This window comes from Streptomyces sp. CMB-StM0423 (assembly GCF_002847285.1).
GTDB lineage: Bacteria > Actinomycetota > Actinomycetes > Streptomycetales > Streptomycetaceae > Streptomyces.
The window spans coordinates 4,694,947-4,710,628 of sequence record NZ_CP025407.1 but is presented as its reverse complement, the minus strand read 5'-3'; the positions used below and the strand labels follow the sequence as shown (position 1 = coordinate 4,710,628).

The window sequence follows — 15,682 nt, the reverse complement described above, 5'->3', positions numbered from 1 at the left end:
AGGCTTCTTTGGACTGTCAAGAGCCTAAGCAAGGGCTTTCGCTGATGAGTTGGCAAAGACTTTGGCCGAATGTCGAACAAAGAAGGTCTTGTTGGTGCTCTTGGCGGTCTCTAAAGTGGTCGATGTGACAGCCGCTTCTTCGTCTTCCTCGCCGATGCCGCCACCGCCGCGGCCGTCGGCCTCCGGCACGCCTCCCCCCGGCACGCCCGGAGCACCGTCCGGGGGCCCGCCCGGCGCCCCGCCGTACAGCCCGCCCGCGGGCCAGTCCCCCGGCGAGGTGCTGGCGCTGATCAGCTCCGGCGCCGCCGCCACCCGCGCCGAGATAGCCCGGCTCACGGGCCTCGCGCGCTCCACCGTCTCCCAGCGCGTCGACGCGCTGATCGCGCACGGCTTCGTCGACGAGGACGCGGAAGCCGGCTCCACCGGCGGCCGCCCCCCGCGCCGCCTCTCCCTGCGCACGCGAGAACACGCCGTCGCCGGCGTCGACCTGGGCGCCTCGCACTGCCGGGTCGCGCTGCTGGACATCGGCGGCACGCTGCTCGCGGTCCGCGAGGACCCGCTGACGATCGCTGACGGCCCGGAGGCGGTTCTCGGCCACGTCGAACGGACCATGCAGCGACTGCTGGAGGAGGCCGGCCGGGACCCCAAGACGCTCCGCTCCATCGGCGCGGGCGTACCGGGCCCGGTGGAGTTCTCCACCGGCCGCCCGGTGGACCCGCCGATCATGCCGGGGTGGCACCAGTTCCCGATCCCGGAGTTCTTCGACGAGCGCTTCGGCGTCCGCGCGCTGGTGGACAACGACGTGAACGTCATGGCCCTGGCAGAACAGCGCCGCGCCTTCCCGGACACGTCGTACCTGCTGTACCTGAAGGTGGGCACGGGCATCGGCTGCGGCATCATCGCCGACGGCCGCCTGCACCGGGGCGCGCAGGGCTCGGCGGGCGACATCGGCCACATCCGCGTAGGCGAACGCGAGGAACTGTGCCGCTGCGGCAACTCCGGCTGCCTGGAGGCCATCGCGGGCGGCGCGGCCCTGGCGGTCCGCCTCCGGGAACTGGGCCTGGAGGCGTCGGCGGGCCTGGACGTCGTCCGCCTGGTGAAGGAGGGCAACCGCGAGGCGGTCCGCATGGTCCGCGAGGCGGGCCGGGCGGTGGGCGAGGTCCTGGCGGGCCTGGTGAACTTCTTCAACCCGGAGACGGTGGTGGTGGGCGGCGCCCTGGCGGCGGTGCACGACCAGTTGCTGGCGGGGGTGAGGGAGGCGGTGTACCGGAGGTCGCACCCGCTGGCGACGCATGTGCTGCGGATCGAGCCGAGCAGGACGGGGGAGAACGCGGCGGCGATCGGGGCGGGGATTCTGGCGATCGAGCATGCGCTGTCGCCGCGGCAGGTGGATATGGCGCTGGCGGGGGTGGCGGGTTGAGGCGGGAGGGGTGACCGGGGGTTGGCGACCGGCGACCTGTGGTTGGCGGTTGGTGGCCGGTGGTTGGCGACCTGTGGTCGGCAGGGGGTGGCCGGTGGCCGACGGTTGGTGATCGGTGGCCGGTGGCCGGTGGTTGGCGACCTGTGGTCGGCAGGGGGTGGCCGGTGGCCGACGGTTGGTGACCTGTGGCCCGTGGCCGGTGGCCCGTGGCCGGTGGCCCGTGGCCCGTGATCGGCGACCTGTGGTCGTTGGCCGGAACCACGTCCCCTCACACCCGCCCAAGGGTATGCGCCTCGACTGACAACGAGCCTGCCCACCACCGGGGTCGCCCACTCTGACCTGCACCGGGGCCAGGGTGTTCGCTCCGATCCCGGCGTACGGCCGCGGGCGTCAGCTCCGTGCGCGGCATGGGCCGGTCCGGGGGGGGCGGAGTCGAGGTGGACGGTGTCGTAGGTAGGCCGTCTCGACGTGGGTTTTGAGCATTGGGCCCACCTCGAACGCAGGCCGGCTGCGCAGAACAACCGCCGTCCGAGACAAGCGGCGATGATCGGGGACAACCGGCGGTAGAGCCCTCGGGTCTGACCCGAGCCAAGCCCCGGCGGGCGTACGCACCACGCAGACGGCCCGGCGGTCGCGTACCGATGCCCCTCCGGTGGCCCCGGGCGGAGAATTCGTGCCGTAACTCGGGGTAACACCCCCGGATCCAGCCCGAATCAGGCCGAGAGCACCGACTTTCGCACCCGCAGACGCATCCACCCAACCGGACCGCTCGGAATGGCCGCCACCGAGACAAACAAGCGGCAATCCGCCTCCAAAATCGCCACAAAACGCCCACGCGCGCCGACTTTCGCCCATCGACACGCACCCGACCGACTTCACGAATCCGCCGCCGCGACCGCAGCGCCCGAGTGAAGAAATTGGGTCGTAACTCGCGGTAACACCCCGGGATTTCGGCCCGAATCACCCCCCGAAGCCCGAACTTCGCCCCAAAACACGCACGCAACGACCGGAGCCCTATCCCGGCCCACCTCGGTCGCACCGAGTCCGCTCCCGTGGGGGGCATCCGCGCCGAGTGCCCAGCCGATGCCAGGGGCCCAACTCCCACCTTCCGTGGACCCGACCGATCGGGGTACGCCCGCCGCCGGCGCCCCGGCCCGCACCCACCCGGGGGAATCCGCGAACCGGACAGCCCCGCCGCGGGCCTCCGCCCACCGAGGACACGGGGCAACCGGAGCGGGCCCAGCTCCACACCGATTCGGGGTCGCTCCGCGAACAGGGCAGGCCAACTCCGGGCGGCCCGGCCCCCGTCCGCGGGGCTCCGCCTTCGTAGCGCAGCGTTAGGGTGCCCGCTCCCTCCGGGCCACCCATAGCCGCCGGTCTTTTACGGGCCGGAGTCCGGTGTCAAGGGTGGGGCGAAGCCCCATCGCGAAGCGACGTCCCTGAAGCGAAGCGGAAGGGACGCCCTTGACACCGGACGCAGGCCCGCACACTCAACAGCGGGGTGGCCCGGGGGGAGCCCCAACGACACGGCCACTCCCCTCACCGCACCCTCCGTACACCGGCCCACCCCACGCACCACCGCAGGCCCGACGCCGCACCCCCCGCACCCGGTCCCACCCCCACGACGTACCAGCTCAACGCCCCGCTACCCCCGCGCTGTCAGAGCAGGCGCATACCCTTGGGCGGGGGTGAGGGGATGTACGGGAGCGGACGCAACAGACCCGGCGCATACCTCGGGCGGGCATGACGGAACGTACGGGAGCGGACGCATCAGACCCGGCGCATACCTTGGGCGGGCACGACGGAACGTACGGGAGCGAACGCATCAGACCCGGCGCATACCTTGGGCGGGCACGACGGAACGTACGGGAGCGAACGCATCAGACCCGGCGCATACCTCGGGCGGACGTGAGAGTAGATGGGTCCGGAGGCGAACGGGGCGGACGCGAGGGGGATCGGCTCCCCGAGGCAAACGGACGGGCCCGCAGGGGATTGGGAACCCGTCGAGCAGCCGGGCGCGAGGGGAAAGTCCGGTCACCCGTGCGGACAGGCGGAGTGACGGGAAACGGGATCCAGACGAGGCGGCGAGCGCGGGAGCAAATCAGGTCTACGGGCGAACGGGGCGCGCGCGAGGGGGGAATCGGGTCTCCGAGGCGAACTGGCCCGGGAGGATCGGGTCCCCGAGCCTCCGGGCTCCCGGCTCCCGGCTCCCGGCTCCCGGCTCCCGGCTCCCGGCTCCCGGCTCCCGGCTCCCGGCTCCCGGCTCCCGGCTCCCGGCTCCCGGCTCCCGGCTCCCGGCTCCCGGCTCCCGGCTCCCGGCTCCCGGCATCAACGAGAGCAGGTGCTCACCCGGTGGATCGATCTGCCTTCCTCTGGGACGACTTCGCATGGACCACCCACATCCCCCTACCGCCCGAACCCGCCGCCCCACGCCAAGCCCCTTCGCACACCCAGGTCCGCGTTCCCGTCTGCTTCGCGCCGGAAGGCAGAGAAGACCAGCCGCTCGACGACTCCGAGATCGCAGCGGTCGCCCGGGCCGTCGCCAACCTCCCCCGGCTCTTCACCGCGCTCCTTCCCCACCTGCTCACCTACTGCGAAACACTCCGAGCCCACCCCGAAGCCCACGACCTGGCCCCGGACGACCTGCCGGCAGTCGACACCCCGGCAGCGATGACCGCCCTCATCGAAGTCGAGAACATCTACGTCCATCAGGTCAGCCAGGACGGCATCCCGTACGCAGGCATCGAGTTCTCCTACCCCTGGGAGGAGGAGCACGGCCTCGGAGTGCTCATGCACGACACCCGCATCGTCGAACTAGGCGGTGCCGACAGCGCTCTTCTCCTCTGGATCGCGAAGGAAGACGCACGCCAGGCCCCCGCGTAACCAGCCCACCGCACACCGACGCCAACCCCGACGCCCACACCGACGACACAGGCTCGGCACGAGCCGGACCGGCAACCAAGGCGGGTACGTCGAACCGCGGTTCAACGCGCCCGGCCGGGGCTCACACCTACCCCTTCCGACCCACCCCGCAGTACCCGAACACCGCCGGCGGCGCCCCCTCCGCGTCCTCCTCCGGCCGCCACCTGCTCATCGACACCACCCCCGGCTCGATCAGCTCCAGCCCCTCGAAGAACCCCTCGATCTCCTCCCGCGTCCGCGGCGTCAGCGGTGCCGCCGCCGACGCGTTGTACTGGTCCTGCGCCCGCCGGTTCTGCGCCGCCACCTCCGTGGCCCCCAGCGACGGGTCCAGCGTCGCGTGGGTGAGGGCCAAGTAGCTGCCCTGCGGGACGGCTTCCAGCAGGTGGCGGACGGCCCTCCGGGCCTCGTCGTAGTCGCGGAGGAAGTGCAGGATGCCCAACAGCGTGAGGGCGACCGGGCGGGTGAAGTCCAGGGTGTCCGCCGCGCCCGCGACGATCGCCTGGGGGTTGCGGAGATCGGCGTGGATGTAGTCGCAGGAGCCCTCCGGGGTGGAGGTGAGCAGGGCGCGGGCGTGGGTGAGGACCATGGGGTCGTTGTCCACGTAGACGATGCGCGCGCCCGGCGCCGCCCGCTGCGCGACCTCGTGCGTGTTGTTCATCGTCGGCAGCCCGGTACCGATGTCGAGGAACTGGCGGACGCCGGCATCCGCGGCCAGGTAGTGCACGGCGCGGCCCAGGAACGCGCGGTCCGTGCGCGCGATGTCGGTGATCTGGGGGAAGGTCTCTCTGTACGCGTCGGCCGCTCTGCGGTCGGCCTCGTAGTGGTCCTTGCCGCCGAGGAGGTAGTTCCACACTCTCGCGGAGTGCGGGACCGTGTTGTCGATCACCTGACGAGGGTCCTCGCCTCGGTACATGAACCGCCTCCTAGCTGCTGGTGCTACCCACCTCACCAGTGTCACCGGTAGCCGCCCAAGATAGTGGCGGCCCCGGGTGACAATCCTCCGCGCGGCTGAAGCCCGCGTGTCCGTTCCCCTTCGACGACCGACACGCCATCCTCGACGACCGACACGCCATCCTCGACAGCCGACGCGCCATCCCCGTCAGCCCTCCGCCGTCGCCGCCGCCAGGAACTCCTCCCACGTCTGGTGCCCCACCGCGTGGTCCGGAGTCAGGTTGGCGCCCGCGCGGAAGGCCGCGGCCGCCTTTCCCGGCATCCGCATCGCCATGACCGGGCGGCGCCGGCCGCTGCTCGCCGACTCCGTGGGCGTCGCGCTGCTCGTCGTCCTGGACACCCTGGCGCCCGCGGAGCGGCTCGCGTTCGTGCTGCACGACATGTTCGCCGTCCCCTTCGACGAGATCGGGCCGATGCTGGAACGCACCCCCGTCGCCGCCCGCCAGCTCGCGAGCCGTGCCCGCCGCCGCGTACGGGGCGGGGCGGCGCCCGCCGCCGCGCCGGGGGAGGACCTGCGGCGCAGGCGGCGGGTCGTGGACGCGTTCCTGGCCGCGACGCGTGGCGGGGACTTCGAGGCGCTCGTGTCCCTTCGCCACCCCGACGTGGTGCTACGGGCCGACCGCGCGGCGATCCCCACTCCGGAGCCGGTCGAGGTGCGCGGCGCGACGCCGGTGGCGCAGGGTGCGATGGCCGCCGCGGGCCGGGCGCAGTTCACCGGTCCCGCGCTGATCGACGGCGGCGTGGGCCTCGTCATGGCGCCGCTGGGGCGGATGCGGCTGCTGCTGGGCTTCACGGTGGCGGACGGGTTGATCACGGAGATCGACGTCATCGCGGACGCGGACCGGCTGCGGGGGGTGGAGCTGGGCGTGCCGGAGGCTTGAGCACGGGACCGGGGGCCCTCTCCCCGGGGGCCGCCACCGGCGCCGGGCGGGGGCTGCACCGCCCCCCGGTGCCGGGCGGCGGGACCCACCCCCGGCGCGTACCCGGCACCGCCACCGGCGCGTACCCGGCACCGCCACCGGCGCGGGTCCGCACCGCCCCGGCGCGCGCCCCCGGACCACCCCCCGGCGCGCGCCCGGGTCCTACTCCCAACACCCGCCCCCCCAACGGGTGAAGCTCGCCCCTCCCCCGGGTGGCAGCCCGCCCACCCGTCCCGCCGGCCCCGCGCAACCGCCCTACGGTGTGCGCCATGTTGATCATGAAAGCCCGCCCGGCGGCCCCGCGCCGCCGCTCGCTGGCCGCCGGCGCCGCCGCGGTCCTGGGGCTCTCCCTGCTCTCCTGGACCGGGCCGTCCGCGGCCACCGAGCCGGCCGCCCAGCGGTCCCCCGTGCCCGTCCAACTCCTCGCCCTCAACGACCTGCACGGCAACCTCGACCCCGTCGACGGCCCCGCCGGCTCCGTCGCCCGGGTCACCGACTCCGGCGACGTGGTGCGCACCCAGGCCGGCGGCGTCGCCGGGCTCGCGGCCCTCCTCAAGGGGGCCCGCGAGGGGCAGCCCAACTCCCTCACCGTCGGCGCCGGCGACCTCATCGGCGGCAGCCCGCTGCTCTCCGCCAACTTCCACGACGAACCCACCGTCGACGCCCTGGAGGAACTCGGCCTCGACGTCGCGTCCGTCGGCAACCACGAGTTCGACGAGGGCCCGGAAGAACTCCTCCGCATCGCGCACGGCGGCTGCCACCCCGCCGACGGCTGCGCCGTGCCCGGCGAGCCGTACGACGGCGCGGACTTCCCGTACCTCGCCGCCAACGTCACCCGCAAGGGCAGCACCGAGCCGCTGCTGCCGCCGTACTCGATCGAGACCCTGCCCGGCGGCCAGCGCATCGGCTTCATCGGGCTGATCACCGAGAACGCACCCGACGCGATCTCCGCCGCGCGCATCCGCGACGTGGAGTTCCACGACGAGGTCGAGACCGTCGACCGCTACTCGCGCGAGCTGACCGACATGGGCGTGACCGCCCAGACCGTCGTCCTTCACGAGGGCGGCAACCACGGCGGGAGCATCCCGTACAACGAGGACTGCGACGAGGGCGGCCCCGCCGCGAAGCTGGGGCAGCCGATCCGCCGGCTCGCCGAGTCGTTCACGCCGGCCGTCGACATGGTCCTCAGCGGGCACTCGCACGAGCCGTACGTGTGCACCGTCGCCGACCCCGCGGGCAATCCGCGCGTCGTCACGCAGGCCGCGTCCTTCGGCCGTACGTACACCGACCTCCGCTTCGCCCTCGACCCCGGGACCGGCGACGTGCTCCGCGGCACGGTGGAGGCCGCCAACCACCCCGTGCTCACCTCCGCCCCGCAGGACCCGGCGATGGCGAAGCTGATCGGCACCTGGCGCGAGCGCTCCGCCGAGCTGGAGAACAAGCCCGTCGGCTACATCACCGCCGACCTGCCGGGCCGCGGCTCGTCCGCGCCCGAACGGCCGCTCGGCGGCGTGATCGCCGACGGGCTGGCCGACGCCACCCGCGGCAACGGCGCGGAGATCGGCTTCATCCAGCCGGGCGGGATCCGCGGGGACCTCACGTACGGGTCGTCCGGCGACGAGGGTGACGGGGTGGTGACCTACGCGGAGGCGTTCCGCGTCTCACCGTTCGAGTCCGCGATCATGACGATGACGCTCACCGGCGAGCAGGTGGTCGAGGCACTGCGGAACGGCTTCTCCGGCGCGAACGAGAACAGCCCCCGGTTCCTCCAGCCGTCGGCGGAGCTGTCGTACGCGGTGGACCTGCGCCGCGAGGGCGGGGCGCGGCTCGACGCGGCGAGCGTACGGGTGGCGGGCGAACCGGTGGTGGCCGACCGGGAGTACCGGGTCACCGTCAGCGAGTTCCTCGGCGAGGGCGGCGACGGGTTCACGGCGTTCAAGGACGGTACGGACCGGCAGGGCGGCGACCTGACGGACACCGCGGCCCTCGTCACGTACCTGCAGAACGCCAGCTCGCCCGACGCCCCGCTGGCACCGCCGGCGCCGGCGCGCATCGCCGCCCAGCGGTAAGAGGCGGTAAGCCGCCGCCAGGCAGTAGGGCGTACGCCCCTGGCGGGCGGGCTCCCGCGGCTACGCTCGGCGGTATGAGCGAGACGTGGGAGCCCACCGGGGCCGGAGTGATGCGGCTGCCGTCCGGGCGGTACGTGCGCGGGCGCGGGCTGCGCAAGCCGGCGCCCGCGGGCCCGGATCCGGAGCTGGGGGTGTACCTGCTGGGCCGCCCCGCGCCGGAGACGGCGTGGGAGAGCCGCTGGGTCCGGTGGCCCGACTTCCGGCTGCCGGCCGACCGCGGCTCGGCGGAGGCGGCGCTGCGGGAGGCGTGGGAGCGGGCCGAGCGGGAGCGGGTGGAGATCGCCTGCGGCGGCGGGGTGGGTCGTACGGGAACGGCGCTGGCCTGCCTCGCGGTGCTGGACGGCGTCCCGGCGGGCCGCGCGGTGGCGTACGTACGGGAGCACTACAACCGCCGTGCGGTGGAGACCCCTTGGCAGCGCCGCTACGTCGCCAGGTTCCCCGAGGGCCGCGGCGCTCCGGCCCGCTAGCGCCGCGGCGCGCCGGCCGGACAGGGCGCGCACGGCCACCTCCGGCCCGCCCGCGTCCGCGGCTTCGCCCGGACCCGGCCCGGCGCCGCTCCCCCTACTCCAGCCCCGCCACCAGGATCTCCCCGTTCTCCTCCCGTACCTCGTACACCTTGATCGGCTTCACCGCCGGCGGCGACAGCGGCTCCCCGGTGGCGAAGTCGAAGACGCTGCCGTGGCACGAGCACAGCAGCCCGTCCTCCGTGACCTTGCCGGACGACAGGTGGCAGGCCAGGTGCGTGCAGTAGTTGGCGCTCGCGTAGACCTCGCCCTCGAAGCGGGAGACCGCCAGCTCGGTGTCGCCGACGAAGAAGCGGCGCACCACTCCCTCCGGGACCTGGCCGGAGCGGGCGACCCGGACGTACGTCGCGTTCTCGGTGTCGGGCATCGTCAGTTTCCTCCCGCCGGCGCCGGCTCCGCCGCCGCCTCTTCCGCCAGTTGCGCCAGGTCCACGTCCTCGTCCGCCAGCTTCGCCGGGTCCGGCGCGGCCGCACGGGCGATCAGGTCCTTCGCCGCCATCACGTCCCCGCCGCGCTCAGCCGCGAACGCCGCCCGCAGCACGCCCCCTTCGAGGTAGAACGCGGTGAAGTCGCGCTCCGCCACCGAGCCGCGCACCACCAGCCGGTCCCACGCCCGCGCGTGCCCGACGTGCTGGAGGTTGAGGCCGAACTGGTCCGACCAGAACCAGTGCGGCTCCCCGTGCACCGCCGTGCGGCCCAGGATGTTCTTCGCCGCCACCATCCCCTGCTTGTTCGCGTTGTCGAAGTGCTCGACCCGCACCCACCGCCCGTACAGCGGGTGCCGGTGGTTGGCCACGTCGCCCGCGGCGAAGATGCCCGGGACGCTGGTGCGGCAGTGTTCGTCGACGAGGACGCCGTTCTCCACCGCGACCCCCGAGGCCCGCGCGACCGCCGTGTTGGGCACCGCGCCGACCGCGACGACCACCGCGTCCCCCTCGACGCGCAGCCCGGACTCCGTGGTGACGACGACGCCCTCAGGCCCGGTCCGTACCGACGCGACGGTCTCGCCGGTGTGCAGCTCCACCCCCGCGGCCCGCTGGACGTCCGCGCAGAAGCGGCCCATCTCCTCGCCCAGGACCCGCGCCTGCGGCACCGCGGCCTGCTCGATGACCACCGGCCGCACCCCGCGCGCCAGCGCCGTCGAGGCGACCTCCGAGCCGACGAAGCCCGCGCCGACGATCACCAGCCGGCCGCCGGGGCGCAGCAGCGAGCGCAGCCGCAGCGCGTCGCACAGCCCGCGGAGGTGGATGATCCGCTCGTCGTCCTCCGCCACGCCCGGCAGTCGCCGGGCGCTCGCGCCGGTCGCGAGGAGGAACCGGTCGCCGGGGACGGCCGTGCCGTCGGCCAGCTCCACGGCGCCCGCGGCCGTGTCGATGCGCCGGGCGGCGGTGCCGAGGCGCAGTTCGACGGCGTTGTCGCGGCACCACTCTTCGGAGAGCAGCGCCGCGTCGGAGTCGTCGGCGGCGCCCTCCAGCAGCTCCTTGCTGAGCGGGGGGCGCTGGTACGGGGCGTGCGGCTCGTCGCCGACGAGGACGATGCCGCCGTCGAAGCCGCGGCGGCGCAGGGTGCGCGCGGCGACAGCCGCGGTCTGGCTGGCGCCGATCACGACGACGCTCCTGGGGGTGTCGGGCATGGGTCACTCCTGGGTGGCGGCGGTGGGTGAGGCCGGGAACGGGACGGACGGCGGAGTGGCGGACGCGGGTACGGAGTTCGCCGCCGCGGCGGGTACGGAGGCGGGTGCGGCGGCGGCCGGGGCTACCGCGGCGGAGCCCGCGAGGGCCGCCGGGCGCAGCCACACGCCGCCGTCCGCGACCCGTACCTCGTACCGCGGCTGGCACTCCTCGCGGTCGTCCGCCTGCCCGGTGCGCAGGTCGAACGCCCACTGGTGCCCCGGGCAGACGACCCGGCCGTGCAGCACGGTGCCGCGCGCCAGCGACTTGCCCTTGTGCACGCAGGCGTCGCGGAACGCGAACACGTCGCCGTCGGCGTAGAAGAGCGCGACCCGCTCCTCGCCGAGCGCCACCAGCTTCTTTCTGCGCCGGCTCACGTCGGTGAGTTCGGCGACCCGCGTCCATTCGGACATGTGCTGTGCTCCTCCGGATATGAAGAGACGGCGGCGGCCGGATTGTCGCGTCCGGCCGCCGCCGTCTGCCGGCCCGCGGTCCTTTCAGGCGGCGGCCGCGGCCGGCTCCAGGTCCGGCCGTACGTAGTGGTCGTAGAGCGCCTGGGTGTACGAGTAGCGCATCTCCGCGCCCCAGCACACGAATTGCAGACACCGCTGCTGGAGCCGCGGGGTGTCGGCGTGGTCGAGCACGATCTGGTATCCGCGCTCGCCGTGCACCACGTCCGAGGTGATGTGCAGATCGAAGAACTCGATCTCGTCCTCGGTGAATCCGTACGATTCCCGCAGCGGCACGATCTGCTTCTTGTAGATGCTCGGCACCTGCGACTCCAGCCCCACGACGAGCGCGGCGGTGGCGACCACGAAGTGCTCGCGCATGGCGACCGCGTAGCACCAGGACTGCAGGCCGCGGGTGACGGGGTTCATGTTCGAGGGGTCCTCGATGCGCTCCTTGGTGGTGCCGCACGCCTCCGCGAAGCGGATGAGGAGGTCGGTGTGGCGGATGTCCGCCAGCTCCTCCTCGTACATGTTCTGGAGCGTGAAGTCCTTGGCGCCCGTGAATTCGTCCGGGGTGTTTCCGTAGATGTACCCCAGGTAGTCGGCGAACGGGCCGACGTAGTGGTAGTGGTTCTCCGCCCAGCGGGCGAAGTGCTCGCGCTTGAGCTGCCCTTCCGCCCACGCGGTACTGAAGGAGGCGTTCTTCGCCTCGCGGCCCTTGATGGCCTCTTCGAGCGCGCTGCGGAATGCGTCTCTAGAGAGCAGTTCCGTCATCTGCTGCGTCCTTTCCGCGGTCCGTGTGTCACCAAAGTAGGGAGCGTGCGGGGGAGTCGAGGATGGTGTTTGTGCACAGGCGTGTGCGGAATCTCTGTGCACTGTGCCGGGTACGGGTGCGGGCGGGCGTCAGAAGAGGACGGTCGCCAGCGCCGTGGCCGTCACCAGACCGGCGACGACCGGCACGAAGCAGTGCCGTACGACCTCCTGCACCGGCACCCGCGCCACCCCCGCGACCGCCAGCAGCGACGACCACGCGATGAGCACGCCGCCGCCGGTCCACACCGAGCCCATCTGCCCCACGGCGGCCAGCGTCGCGGGGTCGACGTCCGCGGCCGGGCCGAGGGAGCCGGAGAGCGAGCCGGTCAGCGGCAGGCCGGCGAATCCCGAGCCCTCCAGGCCGGTGATCATGCCGATGATCAGAATGGCGAACGCCACGATGAAGCCGATGTCGGGGATGTACTGGTCGACGGCGGTGACGAGGTCGAAGAGCAGCGCCGGCGGGTTGTCGTCCTGCACGCCGGTGATCTCGGTGATGAAATCGACGTTGCCGAGGAAGAAGAAGCCGGCGATGGGCACGACGACGCCCATGGCCTTGAACGCGAACACGAGCCCGTCGACGACGTGGTCCGCGGCGGTGGTCAGGCCCTCCTTGCCGTCGCAGCAGAACACGGCGGCGAAGAGCAGCAGCATCGCGACCCCGCCGACGAGCCCGGCGGCCTCGCCGCCCTGGACCTCGGTGACGGCGCCGGTGAACTTGCCGAGGAGCATGTAGCCGACGATGGCGGCGAAGGTCAGCGGCACGATGAGGGCGAACGCGCGGGAGCGGCGCACGGGTTCGCCGGGGGTGCCGCCGGAGCCGGAGCCAGGGCCGGAAGCGGAGCCGGGTTTGCGGTCCGTACCGGAGCCGGGGCCTGAGCCGGGGCCGGAGGCGGTGTCCGGGTCCGGGTCCGGGTCCGTAGCAGAATCGGTTCCGCTGCCGCCTGAGCCCGCGCCCCCCGGCGGGCTGAGCAGCTTCGTCGCCGCCCCCGCAGAGCCGCCGGACGCCGCCGCCGTACGCGCCGTGCGCCCCGCCCCCGTACCGCCGAGGGACGCTCCCCCGCCGTCCGCCGACAGCGCCTCCGCCTCGGCCTCCCAGCGCAGTTGATGCTCCTCGCTGGTCGTGCCGAAGGAGCGCCGCCCCTTCAGATACACCAGCGTCAGCGCCACCACCCCGGTGATCACCGACAGCACCATCGCCCGGTCCGCGACCGCGGAGGTCTCCACCCCCGCCGCCTTCGCGGACAGCCCCGGCGCCACCTGGATCACGTAGTCGCTGGAGAGCGCCATGCCCTGCCCCGCGATGGCGATGGCCGCCGCCGCGCTGATGGCGGGCAGCCCGGCCCGGATCGCCGCGGGCAGCAGGATCGCGCCGATCAGCGGCACGGCGGGCGTCGGCCAGAAGAACAGGCTGATGAAGTACGTGACACCGGCGATGGCGACGAACGCCATCCGCCCGTTGCGCATCAGTGCCCGGAACGGCACCACCATGCGCCGCTCCGCACCCATCGCGCGCATCGCGCCGAGCAAGGCGGTGATGAGGGCGATGATGAGGAAAATACTGAAAAGCTCCCCGGCCGCGGTCAGGCTCGCGGAGAAGATCGCGGCCAGCCCCTTGACGAGGCTGCCGCTGTAGAACCAGGCCGTGAAAAAGGTCGCGATGACCGCGGGAACGACGACATTACGCCGCGCGATCATCACGCCGATGATGACGACAACCCCCGCGAGATACGTCCAGTGCGCAGCAGTCAGCTCCACGTCCGCACTCCCTACCCGGCGGCCGGCATTGCTGCCGGACGGCCGAAGTCCGATGGTTGTGCGGCACTCTGGCGACCGTTTCTGCCAGGCCACAGGGGGAGGGTGCACATTGTCCGGCACATTATTTGTGCACTGTGCGGGCGGGAAGACCCCGGAGTTTCCTCGTCGTTTCCCGGCGGGGTCGAAGCCGTTGCCGGGCGTCCGGAATGTGCGGTGCGCACAAGGCGGTCGCCGGATCCGGAGGCAGATTGCACATGGATCTTCGGTTCCGCCGGGCGGATACTCGCCGTATGGCCGAGTCGTACGAGTCGCAGCAGCCGTCCGTCCAGCAGCCGCCTGAGCAGCAGCGTCCGCCCCGTACCCCCGTGCTCGCCGCCGGCGGCATGGCCGCGAGCGCGCACCCCGCCGTCACCTTCGCCGGCGCCGCCGTGCTGCGCGACGGGGGGAACGCCGTGGACGCGGCGCTGGCGATGGCCGCGATGTCGTGGCTCGCGCTGCCGGGCCAGTGCGGCGTCGGCGGGGACGCGTTCGCCGTCGTACGGGAGCCGGACGGCCGGGTGTGGACGGTCTGCGGCAGCGGCTACGGGCCCGACGGCGGCGACCTCGACTTCTACGCCGCCCAGGGCCACGGCGCCGTGCCGCTCTCCGGACCGCTCTCCGTCGCCGTACCCGGCGCGCCCGCCGCCCTCGCCGCCCTGCACGCCGCCGGCGCCGGCCGCGAACTCGCCGGGCTGTGGGCGCCCGCCGCCCGCGCCGCCGAGCGCGGCCTGCCCTGCACCGCGAAGACCCGGGGCGACATAGCGGAGGTGCAGGAACTCCTGGCCGCCGACCCCGACGCGCTGCGGAACCTGCTGCCTGACGGCCGCCCGCCCGCCGTCGGCCACCAACTGGCGCAGCCGGACCTGGCCGCGACGATACGCAGCCTCGCCGCCGACCCCGCCGCCTTCTACACCGGCGCGTTCGCGGAGCGGGCGGTAGCCGCCCTGCGCGCGGCGGGCGCGCCGTTCAGCGGCGAGGAGTGGGCGCTCTGCGGCGACGTGGCACCGCAGCCGGCGATCAGCACCGCCTACCGCGGCCGTACCGTGCACCAGACCCCGCCCCCCAGCCCCGGCTGGATGGCCCTCCAGCAACTCGCCCTCTGCGACGGCACCCTCGGCGCCCTCGCCCCGCTCGGCGCCGACGCCGTGCACCTGCTGGCGTCGGCGGCCCGGCTGTCCTTCGCGGACCGCGTGGAGCGCTGCGCGAGCGACACCGACGCGTGGCGGGAGACGCTGACGCCGGCCGCGGTCGCCGCGGCGCGCGAACGCCTCGCGCGCGGCGAGGCGCCGCCGGGCGCGGCGGGGCCCGCGGACGGCGACACGACGTCGATGGTCGCCGTGGACGCGGACGGGCGGGCGGTGAGCTACATCCACTCGCTGGCGTTCACGTTCGGTTCCAAGGTCACGATCCCCGGCACCGGCGTGCTGCTCAACAACCGCCTGGGCCGCGGCGCGTACCTCATACCCGGCCACCCCAACGCGGTCCGGCCGCGCCGCCGGCCGCTGCACACGCTGAACGCGTGGATCGTCACGGACGCGGACGGCCGGCTGGAGCACGTCGGGAACACCCCGGGCGGGGACGGCCAGGTGCAGTGGAACACGCAGCTCATCTCGCACCTGGTGGACCACGGGATGGACCCGCAGGCGGCGGTGGAGGCACCGCGGTTCTTCATCCACCCGGGCAGCGACGCGGACGTCCTCGGGCAGCCGGAGGAGCTGCGGTGCGAGTCGCGGCTGGGCGCCGGGGTGCTGGCGGGGCTGCGGGAGCGGGGGCACGCGGTGACCGACGCGGGACCGTGGGGCGGGGGCGGCAGCGCGATGGTGATCACGGCGGACCGGGAACGGGGCTGCCTGCTGGGCGGCGCGGACCCGCGGCAGGACGGGGTGGCGCTCGGTGTCTGAGGGGCGTGCGGTGTCTGAGGGGCGTGCGGTGCCGCGGGCTGCCGGGCCGACGGGGACAACGGCGGCGCGGCGGACGGCTGTCGCGGGGGACGCGGCGGACGGATCCGGCGCTGCCGCGGACGGGTCTTCCGCGGCGGTGGAGCCGGGTCGTACGGGGACGGAGGCGCGGGGGGCGGCCGTTGCCGCG

Annotated in this window: 12 protein-coding genes and 1 pseudogene; 6 read left to right on the top strand and 7 right to left on the bottom strand. The window is 73.7% G+C overall.

What is annotated here, in order from left to right; translation table 11 throughout:
* Positions 1 to 24: 24 nt before the first annotated feature.
* Positions 25 to 189, bottom strand: coding sequence for a hypothetical protein (locus CXR04_RS35290; protein ID WP_199850698.1), 165 nt, complete (start codon positions 187 to 189; stop codon positions 25 to 27).
* Between CXR04_RS35290 and CXR04_RS20515 the strand changes: the two genes are divergently transcribed.
* Positions 155 to 1,420: an ROK family transcriptional regulator gene (locus CXR04_RS20515; RefSeq protein ID WP_101423800.1), complete on the top strand. Its 1,266-nt coding sequence runs from the start codon at positions 155 to 157 to the stop codon at positions 1,418 to 1,420. The two genes, CXR04_RS35290 and CXR04_RS20515, sit on opposite strands and share 35 nt — an antisense overlap.
* Before the next feature lie 2,352 nt (positions 1,421 to 3,772).
* On the top strand, positions 3,773 to 4,303 hold the full coding sequence (locus tag CXR04_RS20505) for a DUF6985 domain-containing protein (protein ID WP_101423798.1): 531 nt from the start codon (positions 3,773 to 3,775) through the stop codon (positions 4,301 to 4,303).
* A gap of 127 nt (positions 4,304 to 4,430) precedes the next feature.
* Here CXR04_RS20505 and CXR04_RS20500 read toward each other — a convergent pair whose 3' ends face one another.
* Positions 4,431 to 5,255 carry an SAM-dependent methyltransferase gene (locus CXR04_RS20500; protein WP_101423797.1) on the bottom strand — a complete coding sequence of 275 codons (825 nt, stop codon included), beginning with the start codon at positions 5,253 to 5,255 and terminating at the stop codon, positions 4,431 to 4,433.
* A 331-nt stretch (positions 5,256 to 5,586) separates the two neighbouring features.
* Here CXR04_RS20500 and CXR04_RS20490 point away from each other — a divergent pair.
* The 3 genes and pseudogenes from CXR04_RS20490 to CXR04_RS20480 all read left to right on the top strand — a co-directional run.
* A pseudogene (locus CXR04_RS20490) lies at positions 5,587 to 6,174 on the top strand (sigma factor-like helix-turn-helix DNA-binding protein); the annotation flags it as partial.
* Between the two features lie 308 nt (positions 6,175 to 6,482).
* Complete coding sequence (locus CXR04_RS20485) at positions 6,483 to 8,282, top strand: bifunctional metallophosphatase/5'-nucleotidase (RefSeq protein WP_101423796.1); 1,800 nt, start codon at positions 6,483 to 6,485, stop codon at positions 8,280 to 8,282.
* A 74-nt stretch (positions 8,283 to 8,356) separates the two neighbouring features.
* Positions 8,357 to 8,809, top strand: coding sequence for a protein-tyrosine phosphatase family protein (locus tag CXR04_RS20480; protein WP_101423795.1), 453 nt, complete (start codon positions 8,357 to 8,359; stop codon positions 8,807 to 8,809).
* A gap of 94 nt (positions 8,810 to 8,903) precedes the next feature.
* Here the strand turns inward: CXR04_RS20480 and CXR04_RS20475 are convergent, their stop codons facing one another.
* The 5 genes from CXR04_RS20475 to CXR04_RS20455 all read right to left on the bottom strand — a co-directional run bounded on the left by CXR04_RS20475 (position 8,904) and on the right by CXR04_RS20455 (position 13,555).
* Positions 8,904 to 9,233: a Rieske (2Fe-2S) protein gene (locus CXR04_RS20475; protein ID WP_101423794.1), complete on the bottom strand. Its 330-nt coding sequence runs from the start codon at positions 9,231 to 9,233 to the stop codon at positions 8,904 to 8,906.
* Positions 9,234 to 9,235: 2 nt separating this feature from the next.
* Positions 9,236 to 10,498, bottom strand: coding sequence for an NAD(P)/FAD-dependent oxidoreductase (locus CXR04_RS20470; RefSeq protein WP_101423793.1), 1,263 nt, complete (start codon positions 10,496 to 10,498; stop codon positions 9,236 to 9,238).
* A 3-nt stretch (positions 10,499 to 10,501) separates the two neighbouring features.
* Positions 10,502 to 10,948 carry a Rieske (2Fe-2S) protein gene (locus CXR04_RS20465; RefSeq protein WP_101423792.1) on the bottom strand — a complete coding sequence of 149 codons (447 nt, stop codon included), beginning with the start codon at positions 10,946 to 10,948 and terminating at the stop codon, positions 10,502 to 10,504.
* A gap of 84 nt (positions 10,949 to 11,032) precedes the next feature.
* Positions 11,033 to 11,758 (bottom strand): TenA family transcriptional regulator, encoded by a 726-nt coding sequence (locus CXR04_RS20460; protein WP_101423791.1) that lies wholly within the window; start codon positions 11,756 to 11,758, stop codon positions 11,033 to 11,035.
* Between the two features lie 129 nt (positions 11,759 to 11,887).
* Entirely contained in the window at positions 11,888 to 13,555 is a 1,668-nt protein-coding gene (locus CXR04_RS20455) for a hypothetical protein (protein WP_101423790.1), read from the bottom strand.
* A gap of 290 nt (positions 13,556 to 13,845) precedes the next feature.
* Between CXR04_RS20455 and CXR04_RS20450 the strand changes: the two genes are divergently transcribed.
* Positions 13,846 to 15,495 (top strand): gamma-glutamyltransferase family protein, encoded by a 1,650-nt coding sequence (locus CXR04_RS20450; RefSeq protein ID WP_101423789.1) that lies wholly within the window; start codon positions 13,846 to 13,848, stop codon positions 15,493 to 15,495.
* The last annotated feature ends 187 nt before the right edge of the window (positions 15,496 to 15,682 follow it).

Bases quoted from the DNA above. Each gene is read 5' to 3' on its own strand.
- CXR04_RS20475 (WP_101423794.1), bottom strand. From the start codon at position 9,233: ATGCCCGACACCGAGAACGCGACGTACGTCCGGGTCGCCCGCTCCGGC.
- CXR04_RS20485 (WP_101423796.1), top strand. From the start codon at position 6,483: ATGTTGATCATGAAAGCCCGCCCGGCGGCCCCGCGCCGCCGCTCGCTG.
- CXR04_RS20515 (WP_101423800.1), top strand. From the start codon at position 155: ATGCCGCCACCGCCGCGGCCGTCGGCCTCCGGCACGCCTCCCCCCGGC.
- CXR04_RS20480 (WP_101423795.1), top strand. From the start codon at position 8,357: ATGAGCGAGACGTGGGAGCCCACCGGGGCCGGAGTGATGCGGCTGCCG.
- CXR04_RS20450 (WP_101423789.1), top strand. From the start codon at position 13,846: ATGGCCGAGTCGTACGAGTCGCAGCAGCCGTCCGTCCAGCAGCCGCCT.
- CXR04_RS20460 (WP_101423791.1), bottom strand. From the start codon at position 11,758: ATGACGGAACTGCTCTCTAGAGACGCATTCCGCAGCGCGCTCGAAGAG.
- CXR04_RS20465 (WP_101423792.1), bottom strand. From the start codon at position 10,948: ATGTCCGAATGGACGCGGGTCGCCGAACTCACCGACGTGAGCCGGCGC.
- CXR04_RS20470 (WP_101423793.1), bottom strand. From the start codon at position 10,498: ATGCCCGACACCCCCAGGAGCGTCGTCGTGATCGGCGCCAGCCAGACC.
- CXR04_RS20500 (WP_101423797.1), bottom strand. From the start codon at position 5,255: ATGTACCGAGGCGAGGACCCTCGTCAGGTGATCGACAACACGGTCCCG.